This window comes from Duganella sp. AC917, from assembly GCF_979258245.1.
This window is the reverse complement of the sequence record NZ_OZ409848.1, coordinates 4,960,096-4,969,832: the sequence shown is the minus strand read 5'-3', so window position 1 is coordinate 4,969,832 and position 9,737 is coordinate 4,960,096. Positions and strand designations below refer to the sequence as shown.

The 9,737-nt window shown below is 64.0% G+C and carries 7 protein-coding genes; 4 read left to right on the top strand and 3 right to left on the bottom strand.

Features of this window, described 5'->3' with window-relative positions; all coding sequences use genetic code 11:
- Positions 1 to 18: 18 nt before the first annotated feature.
- From ACZ0BA_RS21675 to ACZ0BA_RS21665, 3 genes are all read left to right on the top strand, one after another.
- Positions 19 to 657, top strand: coding sequence for a class I SAM-dependent DNA methyltransferase (locus ACZ0BA_RS21675; RefSeq protein ID WP_463453238.1), 639 nt, complete (start codon positions 19 to 21; stop codon positions 655 to 657).
- Positions 658 to 771: 114 nt separating this feature from the next.
- A complete protein-coding gene (locus tag ACZ0BA_RS21670; RefSeq protein ID WP_463453237.1) occupies positions 772 to 2,829 on the top strand; it encodes an AsmA family protein in 2,058 nt (685 codons plus the stop codon).
- Between the two features lie 124 nt (positions 2,830 to 2,953).
- A complete protein-coding gene (locus ACZ0BA_RS21665) occupies positions 2,954 to 4,909 on the top strand; it encodes an ATP-binding protein (protein WP_463453236.1) in 1,956 nt (651 codons plus the stop codon).
- 63 nt (positions 4,910 to 4,972) lie between these two features.
- On the opposite strand, the gene ACZ0BA_RS21660 is transcribed toward ACZ0BA_RS21665, so the two are convergent.
- Entirely contained in the window at positions 4,973 to 5,962 is a 990-nt protein-coding gene (locus tag ACZ0BA_RS21660) for an amidohydrolase family protein (protein WP_463453235.1), read from the bottom strand.
- Positions 5,963 to 6,134: 172 nt separating this feature from the next.
- Here ACZ0BA_RS21660 and ACZ0BA_RS21655 point away from each other — a divergent pair, with 172 nt between their 5' ends.
- On the top strand, positions 6,135 to 7,055 hold the full coding sequence (locus ACZ0BA_RS21655; protein WP_463453234.1) for a LysR family transcriptional regulator: 921 nt from the start codon (positions 6,135 to 6,137) through the stop codon (positions 7,053 to 7,055).
- Between the two features lie 26 nt (positions 7,056 to 7,081).
- Here ACZ0BA_RS21655 and ACZ0BA_RS21650 read toward each other — a convergent pair whose 3' ends face one another.
- Positions 7,082 to 8,941 carry a glycoside hydrolase family 15 protein gene (locus ACZ0BA_RS21650; RefSeq protein ID WP_463453233.1) on the bottom strand — a complete coding sequence of 620 codons (1,860 nt, stop codon included), beginning with the start codon at positions 8,939 to 8,941 and terminating at the stop codon, positions 7,082 to 7,084.
- Positions 8,938 to 9,732, bottom strand: a complete 795-nt coding sequence (gene otsB, locus ACZ0BA_RS21645; RefSeq protein ID WP_463453232.1) for a trehalose-phosphatase — start codon at positions 9,730 to 9,732, stop codon at positions 8,938 to 8,940. The genes ACZ0BA_RS21650 and otsB overlap by 4 nt, the downstream gene beginning before the upstream one ends.
- Positions 9,733 to 9,737: the final 5 nt, after the last annotated feature.

Sequence of the window (9,737 nt, the reverse complement as noted above, 5' to 3'; positions counted from 1 at the left end):
CTACAAAATCTACTTCACATGACGACTTCACTTTCTGCCGACTTCGATCCGTTCGCCCACTTCCAGCAGTTGTACCAGCAGGATGCGGACCCGTGGAAAGTGCGCCAGCGCTGGTATGAGCAGCGCAAGCGCGCCATCCTGCTGGCATGTCTGCCGCAACAGCGCTATCGCAACGCGTTCGAGCCGGCGTGCGGCAATGGCGAGTTGACCGCCGCGCTGGCGCAACGCGCCGAGCGGCTGCTGGCGAGCGACCTGTCTCCCGAGGCGGTGGCGCTGACGCGCCGGCGCATGCAGCGCGAGGCGCCCAGCGATGCGGCGCGCGTGACGATCCGCCAGCAGCGCATGCCGCAGGAGTGGCCCGCCGACGAAGCGTTCGATCTGATCGTCATCAGCGAAATGGCCTACTACCTCGACGAGCAGGATTTACTGCGCTTGCGCCAGTGCTGCGTCGAGGCACTGGCCGACGGCGGCACGCTGCTGATGTGCCACTGGCGCCTGCCGTTCGCCGACCGCCGTCTGAACACCGACAGCGTGCACACCGTGTTCGACGCGACGCCGGGCCTGAACCGGCTGCTGCGCCATAGCGAGGACGATTTCCTGCTCGATGTCTGGTGTGCCAGCGCAAGCTCGGTGGCGCAGCGGGAAGGCATGGCCTGATGATCGGTGCTATGCGGTCAGCGCACGCCGCCCTGCCGTCCGAGCCGCCGGTTTTGCTCGGTTTTGTTGAATAGCTCACACACCGCCGCCTGATCGAGGCGTAGCATGGACCGCATGAGAAGATCTCGCGCACTCACTATTTTCTATTATTTCCTCGCAGCACTGCTGGTGCTGCTGGTGGCGCTCGTCATTTTTTTGCTGACGTTCGACTGGAACCGTGCCCGGCCCTATATCAACGACAAGGTGTCGCAAACGATCGGGCGGGAGTTCGCCATCAAGGGCGACCTGGACGTGCGGTTCCGCCAGGGCGACCCGGCCGAGCCGGGATGGCGGCGCTATGTGCCGCGCCCGCAGATCAGCGCCGCGGACGTGTATGTTGTCAATCCGCCGTGGACCAGCACCGGCCCACGCCTGGCCAGCGTGGGCAATATCGTGGTGTCGATGCACGCGCTGCCGCTGCTGCACAAGGAAGTGGTCATCACCAATCTCGAACTGGACAAGCTCGAAGTTGCGGCCCAGCGCCGCGCCGACGGCAGCAACACCTGGACCTTCAAGGACAACGGCCCGTCGCAATGGGAGGTCGATATCCGCCGCCTGGCGTTCCGCGAGGGCAGCCTGCGTTATCTGGACGAAGCCATCAAGCTGGACCTGCACGCCAAGGCCACCACCATCGTTCAGGACGACCCCGAGGGCGCCGATGCCGAACCGGCCGACCGGCCAACCGGCCAGGCGAGCGCCAACAAATATGGCATGCGCTTTGAACTGGGCGGTACGTATCGCGGCGCCCCGGTGACCGGCGGCGGCAAAACCGGCGCCGTGCTGTCGCTGCAGGACGAGCACAACACCTTCCCGTTGCAGGTCAACGCCATGCTGGGCAAGAACAAGGTCGCTGTCGAGGGCACGCTGACCGATCCGCGCTCGCTGTCCGGCATCGACCTGAAGCTGTCGCTCGCCGGCGCCAGCATGGCCGACCTGTATCCGCTAACCGGCGTGTTGTTGCCGGAAACGCCGGCCTACGCCACCACCGGCCGCCTCGGCGGAAAAAAAGAAGGCGGCGTCTGGAACTGGACTTACCGCAACTTTACCGGCACGGTCGGTGGTAGCGATCTGTACGGCACAATGGCCTACAGCCCGCGCAAGCCGCGTCCGTTGCTGACCGGCACGTTGACCTCGAACCAGTTGCGCCTGGCGGACCTGGGGCCGGCCATCGGCGCGGAAAGCAACGCCGACAAGGCCGCGCGCGACAAAAAACCCAACCAGCCTAACGGCAAGGCGCTACCGGTGGAACAGTTCAACACCGCCAAGTGGGACGCGCTCGACGCCGACGTCAAGTTCACCGGCAAGAAACTGGTGCGCACGCACGATATTCCGCTGGAAGATGTCGAAACCCATATCCGTATGAAGAACAAGGTGCTGACCCTGGCGCCGTTTAACTTCGGCATGGCCGGCGGCCGGGTCACCTCTAATATCACCCTCGACGGCGGCAAGCAGCCGATCCAGGCGCAGATCAAGATGGCCGCGCGCCACCTGAAGATCCGCCAGCTGTTCCCCAAATTGCAGGCGATGCAGGCCAGCGTGGGTGAGGTCAACGGCGACGTCGCGCTGGCCGGCACCGGCAATTCGGTGTCGGCAATGATGGGAACCGCCAGCGGCGAGCTGGGCGCCACCGTCAGCGAAGGGTCGGTCAGCAAGTTCGTGCTGGAAGCGGCCGGGCTGAACATCGCCAACGCAGTCTTCGTCAAGATGTTCGGCGACAAGCAGGTGCAGCTCAATTGCGTGGCCAGCGATTTCGTGGTGGAAAAGGGCCAGGCGCAGACCCGGCGTTTCGTTGTCGACACCACGGAAGCCGTGATTGACGTCACCGGCAACATCGACCTGGCCAGCGAACGGCTGAACCTCGATGTCAAACCGCACACCAAGGGCGTGCGCATCATTTCCCTGCGCACGCCGTTGTATGCTCGCGGCACGTTCGCCAATCCGGACGTCGGCGTGGCCAAGGGCCCGCTGGCGCTCAAGGCCGGCGCGGCCGTGGCGCTGGGCATCCTTAATCCGCTGGCGGCGGTGGTGCCGCTGATCAATCCCGGCAATGTGCAGCCGGTCGATTGCGCCGCCGCGCTCAAGCAGGCGACCCAGGTCCGCTTTGGGTCGAAGGCGGAGCCCGTCAAAAAATAGTCGGCAAACGTTTGCGCTGGCGCAAGGGTCGGTGATGGAAATTTGAGCTATAGGCCTCAACGGGCCGACCGTGTTACTGGTCGAGGTTGTCACTTGGTATGATAGGAAAAACCAAGGAACCACGATGCTGTTTTCCGCAAAAAAACTTTCGCCCGCCCTGCGCTATGTCGTCGGCGCGGGCTTGTCGCTGTTTGCGTTGCTGCTGCAGCTGGGTGTCGCCCAGTTCGTCGGCACCCGCGTGCCTTTTCTGTTGTTCATTCCACTGGTGGCGCTGGCGGCGGCCGTGCTTGGCAGCGGCCCGGCCGCCATCGTCCTGTTCACCGGCTTCCTGTACGGGTGTTCGATTTTTCTGCCGCTCGGCACCTTCTATGTTGGCAGCGTGCGCGACCAGATCTCGCTGGCGCTGTTCGTGGTGGTCGGGATTTTCTTCATTTACGTGGGCAAGAAGGTGCGGGCGGTGGTCAACCGCGCCGTCGACGCCGAGCTGGCGCTGCTGAACGAGAAGCTCACGCGCGGGCGCGCCGATGACGAGCAACTGCGCGAACTATATCGGCAGGTGCGTATCAGCGAGGAGCGCTACCGCAACCTGTTCGATTCGATGGACCAGGGGTTTTGTGTGATCGAGGTCATCTTCGACGATGCCGGCGCGGCGGTCGACTACAAGGTGCTCGAGATGAATCCAGCGGGCATCGCGATCTATGGCCTGGGCGACGTCGTCGGCAAGACGATCAAGGAGGTGGTTCCCCACATCGGCGCGTATTGGATCGACACGTATGCGCAGGTGGCGGTGACGGGGCGACCGGTGCGCTTTGAAAACCAGGCGCAGTCGAGCGGGCGCTGGTTCGAAGGCTACGCCAGCCGGGTTGGCGGCGCCGACAGCCGCAAGGTGGCGCTGCTGTTCACCGACGTCACTGTGCGGATGGAGAACGAGGCGCGTTTGCGCCGGCTCGCGGCCGACTTGTCCGAGGTGGACCGCCGCAAGACCGAGTTCCTGGCGGTGCTCGCGCACGAGCTGCGCAATCCGCTGGCGCCGATCCGCAGCGGCCTCGATATCCTCAAGCTCAGCGGCGCCAACCCGCAAATGGTCGAGCGCATGCGCGACATGATGGACCGGCAGGTCACGCACATGGTGCGGCTGGTCGACGATCTGCTCGATATCGCCCGCATCAACGGCGGCAAGATCGATCTGAAGAAGGAGCGCGTGACGCTGCAAAGCATCGTCTCGGCGGCGGTGGAGGCCAACGCGCCGATGATTGAGAACGCCCGCCATCGCTTGTATGTCGTCATGCCCGACGAGGATATCGGGGTGCTGGTCGATCCGACCCGCATGGTGCAGGTGCTGGGCAACCTGCTCAACAACGCCGCCAAGTACACGCCGCCCGGCGGCAGGATCGATCTGAGCGCGGTGCAGGACGGCGGGCAGATCGTTATTTCGGTTGAGGACAACGGCGTCGGCATTCCGGAGGCGTCGCAGCCGTTGATTTTCGATATGTTCAACCAGGTCGGCCGGAACATGGATCTGTCGCACGGCGGCCTGGGGATCGGCCTGTCGCTGGTCAAGCGGCTGCTGGAAATGCATGACGGTAGCATCAGCGTCAAGAGCGGCGGCACGCATAGTGGCGGCACTACCTTTACCATCCGTTTGCCGTTGAGCGTGCCGGCGGGGGACGACGTGCAGCTGGCCGGCGGCGTGTCGGCGCCGCTGCGCACCGACATGCTGAAGATACTGGTGGTCGACGATAACGCCGACGCGGCGCAGACCCTGGCGAGTTTGCTGGAGTTCAAAGGGCACAGCATCCGGGTGGCCAATGACGGCGTCGAGGCGCTGGAGGTGGTGCAGGATTGGATACCGGAGGTCGGATTGATCGATATCGGCATGCCGAACTTGAACGGCTACGAACTGGCGCAGGCGCTGCGGAAAAATCCGGCGCTCGACCGCATGGCGCTGGTGGCGCTGACCGGCTGGGGCGCGGAGAACGATCGCACCTTGTCCAGGGAAGCCGGCTTTGTCGAGCATTTGACCAAGCCGGTGGATTTCGATGCGATCGAGGCGGTGCTGGGGCGTATTGTTAAAACGTAGGATAAGAATCGTCAGTAACCGCCGTATTGGCGAGACGCTGCCGATATCTATAGCCGCTAAGCACTAAGTCGTTGCCCCCGCCGCACGCGTCAATCTCTCCCAGTTTGCGCTGGCGAACCCCACCTGAGCTTCTCTGTCCAGCCCGCACTCACCAAGGAAACGACGCGCATCCCCTCCCTGCCGGTACTGGTAGGGATAGTCGGTCGAGAACAGCAGCCGCTCCGGCCCGACAACGTCCAGTGCACGCTGCAGGTAGTGTGGCATAAACATGCCGCTTGAAGTGACGAAAAGGTTGCGCCTGAAATAGGATGTGATTGGCTGCCGTAGTTTTGCAAAACGATCCATCGCCGACAGGCGCTCGGCGAAAAACAATACCATTTCGCCCCAGTGGCCGAGGATAACTTGCAAATCCGGATGGCGATCGAACGTGCCGCCGAGGATCAGACGCACGAATTGCACGCCAGCGTCGTAGTGCCAACCCATACCGAAGTTAGCGAATGCTGTGTCAAGCTCGGGACTGAAGCCCGAATAATAGGCATTGCGCACTGCTTCGTCCGGCGTGCGCGGATGCAGCAGAATGGGCACCTGCAATGTCGCCGCCGCAGCAAGGATGGGGGAAAGCTCTGGATGGTCGAGATTTCGGCTGCCGACCCGGCCGCATAACATCGTTCCCTTGAAGCCGAGCGTCTTGACGCAGCGCTCAAGTTCTTGTGCTGCCGCCTCCGGCACCGATACCGGCAGCGTGGCGAATGCCTGGAAGCGGTGTGGATGTCGGGCGATGACTTCGGCGATCGTGTCGTTCACCCTGCGGGCGAGCTCGACACTTTCCGGGCCCAGCTCGTGCAGCCCCGGTGTGGTGAGCGACAGCACCTGCACGTCGAGCCCGGTCTCGTTCATCGAGGCGATGCGCTGGTCCGACATGTCCATCAGCCGCTGTGCCATCGGTCCCAGATCATGCGCGACCATGGGGCTTGATGCGTCCAGACCTAGAGCCCGCCAGGCGTTCCCGACGTCGTGGGTCAAGTAGTGTTCTTCAATGCCGATCAGTTTCATTTTTTCTCCGCGAAACAGGATTGTGTATAGTGTTGGTGCATGAGTTTGTGTTCATGACCCCATGAAACGAATATACCGGCGCCTGGTTGCGGGCGGAAGGCGCGTGCCATGCAAGGTATCGTTGCACGGCGCGCATAGAGCAACATTGTCTGCACAAAATGCGATGTCCAAAATGGATCTGAATTTGCTGTCGGCGCTTGATGTGCTGATCGCCGAACGCAGCATCACGCGCGCCGCCAAAATTCTTGGTTTGAGCGCGTCAGCGATGAGCCGCACGCTGACCCGCCTGCGCGATGTCATCGGCGATCCGCTGCTTGTGCGCGCGGGCCGTGACATGGTGTTGACGCCGCATGCCGAAGCCCTGCGTACGCGTACGCGCTCCGCCGTCCTGGAAGTGCAGGCGCTGCTGTCTATGGCGCCTTCTGCCATTGATTTGCTGACGGTACGGCGCACTTTCCGTATCCGGGCGAACGAGGCATTCGTGGAAGTGTTCGGCGCAACCTTGATTGCCGAAGTGGCGGCGCAAGCGCCGCTGGCGCGCTTGCATTTTTCCGGCAAGCCCGACCGGAAGTCGGCCTATCTGCGCGACGGCGACGCCGATCTTGAGATCGGCGTGGTTGAGAATATGGGACCCGAGGTAAGGGTGCGCGCGCTGTTTCGCGACAACTACGTCGGCGTAGTGCGCGGCGGTCACCCGCTGTCAATGAATGGGGCAGTCTCTGCGGCACGCTACGTCGCTTTTCCGCATGTGAGCACGCCCCATGTTGAGCGCATCGCCTATATGCTCGACGCAGGCCTCCACGATCAGGGCCTGCAGCGCACCGTCGCCGCCGTCGTGCAGGGTTTTCCGGCGGCGCTAGCAGTGGCATGCGCCTCGGATCTGGTAGCGCTATTGCCGGCTTCATTCATGCTGGCATTTCAGCGGCCGGTGACGGCCGCGGCAACAGCTGGCCCGCACATCTTCGAACTTCCCGTGCCGATAGAAGGCTTTTCAATCTCACTGATGTGGCACCCGCGCGGCGACGCTGATCCAGCACACCGCTGGCTGCGCGAACTCATCGTCGCGGCATGTCGAAAGCTCATGCCGCTGTGAGCCAACAGGTGCTTATCGCGCCGCGCTTACACCACGCTGTCCCACGGCGCCGACAGGCGCATGGCGCAATTGATCAGGCCCACCATCGAATACGTCTGCGGGAAATTACCCCACATTTCGCCGGTGTCCGGGTGCGTGTCCTCCGACAGCAATCCCAGATGGTTGCGTGCCTTGAGCATGGTCTCGAAGATCTCGCGCGCCTCTTCCTTGCGGCCGATGCGCGCCAGCGCGTCGATGCGCCAGAAGGTGCAGATGTTGAAGGCCGTCTCCGGCTTGCCGAAATCGTCCGGCGCCTCGTAGCGGCGCATGTACGGTCCGTCGCACAGCGATTTCTCCAGCGCCTCGACCGTCTTGACGAAGCGCGGGTCTTTCGGATCGATGAAGTTGACCTCGGCCATCAGCAGCACGCTGGCGTCCAGATCCTCGCCGCCCAGGCTCTCGCAGAAGGCCTGGCGCTTCTCGCTCCACGAATCGCGCAGCAGCGGTACGCGGATCTGCTCGGCGCGCGCCTGCCAGTGCGCGGCGCGTTCCGGCAGCTCCAGCACATGGGCGATCTTGGCCAGCCGGTCGCAGGCGGCCCAGCTCATCAGCATCGACGAAGTGTGCACGCGGGCGCGGGTGCGCAGCTCCCACATGCCGGCATCCGGCTGGTCGTGGACGCGGAAGGCTTGCTCGCCGACCGCCTCCAGATGTGCGAACTCGGCCACGCCGGCGCGGTTCAGCAAACGGTGGTCGAGGAAGGCCTGCGCCGCACCCAGCACCACGTTGCCGTACACGTCATGCTGGAAGTGCTCCTGCGCCTGGTTGCCGACGCGTACCGGCTGGTGGCCGCGATAGCCCGGCAAGTGGTCCAACGTCGACTCCGGCAGGGATTCCTCCAGTCCGATGCCGTACAGCGGCTGGATGTGGCCGCCTTTGGAACTGGCGACGATATTGCTCAGCCAGCGCAGATACTCCTCCATCGTGCCGACCTCGGAAATACTGTTGAGCGCGCGCACCACGAAGAAGGCGTCGCGCAGCCAGCAGAAGCGGTAGTCCCAGTTGCGCGCGCTGCCGGGCGCTTCCGGAATACTGGTGGTCATGGCGGCGATGATGGCGCCGGTGTCCTCGTACAGCGACATCTTGAGCGTGATGGCCGCGCGGATCACCACGTCCTGCCATTCGTACGGCAGCGCCAGCCGGCGGCTCCAGTTGCGCCAGTAGTTGATGGTTTCCTTTTCGAAGCGGCGGCACACGTCCTCGATGCCGTCGTTCAGGGTTTCATCCGGCCCCAGCATGAAGTTCAGCGAGCTGTTGGCGAGGAACCAGGTCTCCGACAGCAGGTGGCTGAGCGAGGCGTCGGTGTTCAGGCGCAAGGTCTGGTCCGGGCCGACATAGCGGATGTGGTGGCTGCCGCGCGTGATCTCGGGCGTTTCGCGGCCCCAGTCGAAGCGCGGACGCAGCCGCACGCGGATGCGCACCGCGCTGTTGAGGATGCGGATGCGGCGGATCAGCATCAGCGGCCGGAACATGCGGTCGCGGCTGGTGAAGCGCGGCGCGAAGTCGGTGATCTCGATGCCGTGGTTGTCGGCGTCCAGCAGGCGCGTGCGCAGCACGGCGGTGTTGGGGTCGTAGAACTGCTCGGTCTTGACGCAGTTTTCCAGCTCGATACTCCAGACGCTGCCGTTTTCGGAATTGTCCAGCAGGGCATTGAAGACCGGATCGCCGTCAAAGCGCGGCAGGCAGCACCAGACGATGTTGCCGCTGCGGTCGACCAGCGCGTTGTACGAACAGTTGCCGATGACGCCGCAGTTGAGCGACGCTTGCGGCGTCACCGGTTTGCCGGGCGCGGCCTCGTTGGGATTGGTGTGTGCTGCGGCATTGGTGTCGCTTGCTGTGCTCGTCATTGTTTGTCTCCGTGAGGCAGGGTGGTGGCCGCTTGCACCAGCTGTGCGCGCAGTTCTTGCGGCGAGGCGAGGCGGCGCAGCGCGGCGCTCGGGCCGGGGCCGATCTTGACGCCCATGCCGCCGATTTGCTGGGCGTAGGCGATGCCGGCTTCGTCTGTGGTGTCGTCGCCGGCAAACACCGGCTTGTGATCTTTGAAAGGCGCTTCCTGCATGAACGCGGCCAGCGCGCTGCCCTTGGTGCTCGATCCGGGCTTGAGCTCCAGCACCATCTTGCCATGCAGCAGGACCATGCCGGGGCTGTCGTCGAGCGCGGCCTGCATGGCCTGCTCGCACTGCGCCTTGAGCTCCGGCGCCAGGCGGTAGTGCAGGGCCAGCGCGCCGCGCTTTTCCTCCAGCAGCAAGGCGGGATATTGGTCGACCAGCGGTTGCAGGCGCAGCCGCGCGTTGTCGAGCGGCAGTACTGTCAGATAGTGCAGCTCGCCGTCGGCCGCGCGCCGCTCGGCGCCGTGCACGCCGGCAGCCGGCAACTTGAGCGGCGCCAGCATGGCGTCGATCTGCTCGATCGGGCGGCCGCTGACGATGGCCAGGCGGCCGCCCAGCTTGTCGCGCAACGCGGCCAGCGCCTCGACCAGGCCGGGCACGACCACCACGGTATCGGGCGTTTCGGCCAGGTCGACCAGCGTGCCGTCGAAGTCGAGGAACAGACTGCAATCGGGCCAGTCGGTGAGCAGGAAGGGCTGGTTGTCGGCGGACAATGTTTCGTCCGCCGGGTTCGGTTCGAGATTCATCATCTTTA

Bases quoted from the DNA above. Each gene is read 5' to 3' on its own strand.
- ACZ0BA_RS21675 (WP_463453238.1), top strand. From the start codon at position 19: ATGACGACTTCACTTTCTGCCGACTTCGATCCGTTCGCCCACTTCCAG.
- ACZ0BA_RS21670 (WP_463453237.1), top strand. From the start codon at position 772: ATGAGAAGATCTCGCGCACTCACTATTTTCTATTATTTCCTCGCAGCA.
- ACZ0BA_RS21665 (WP_463453236.1), top strand. From the start codon at position 2,954: ATGCTGTTTTCCGCAAAAAAACTTTCGCCCGCCCTGCGCTATGTCGTC.
- ACZ0BA_RS21660 (WP_463453235.1), bottom strand. From the start codon at position 5,962: ATGAAACTGATCGGCATTGAAGAACACTACTTGACCCACGACGTCGGG.
- ACZ0BA_RS21655 (WP_463453234.1), top strand. From the start codon at position 6,135: ATGGATCTGAATTTGCTGTCGGCGCTTGATGTGCTGATCGCCGAACGC.
- ACZ0BA_RS21650 (WP_463453233.1), bottom strand. From the start codon at position 8,941: ATGACGAGCACAGCAAGCGACACCAATGCCGCAGCACACACCAATCCC.
- otsB (WP_463453232.1), bottom strand. From the start codon at position 9,732: ATGATGAATCTCGAACCGAACCCGGCGGACGAAACATTGTCCGCCGAC.